Annotated in this window: 1 protein-coding gene; it reads left to right on the plus strand. The window is 62.8% G+C overall.

Annotated elements, in window-relative coordinates:
* Window positions 1–114 precede the first annotated feature (114 nt).
* Window positions 115–382, plus strand: a 268-nt coding sequence (locus tag C5F48_RS24610; protein ID WP_211314716.1) for a transposase, incomplete at its 3' end; no start/stop codon positions are given.

Genomic DNA, 382 nt, shown 5'->3' on the forward strand with positions numbered 1-382 from the left:
CCCCCTGGGTTAATGGCGTAGCTTGTCTGAGATAGGTTGCGGCATTGGTCTGATCGCCGGGGTTCCATGTCTACGACTAGTGCTACGCCTATACCTGCGACTGGTAGCTTTCAGTTGGTCGAAGCGTTCGTCGGGCGGCTGGACGGAGCGCCGGTTGGCGAGCGCCGCCGGTGGTCGGATGAGTTCAAGGCGCAGGCGGCCACTGCGGCGCTGGAGCCTGGGATCAATGTTTCGGCGCTGGCCCGTCGTCTGGGAATTTCCCCTCCGCAGTTGTTTGGCTGGCGCAGGGCCTTCCTGAACAAGCAGAGCCAAGGTTGCCCCACTACTTCGCCAGAACCTTTGGTGGAGCTCGTGGTGGGCGAGGTCACCATCCGGGTTGGCG

It is taken from the genome of Cereibacter changlensis JA139 (assembly GCF_003034985.1).
In the GTDB taxonomy this organism is placed as follows: domain Bacteria; phylum Pseudomonadota; class Alphaproteobacteria; order Rhodobacterales; family Rhodobacteraceae; genus Cereibacter; species Cereibacter changlensis.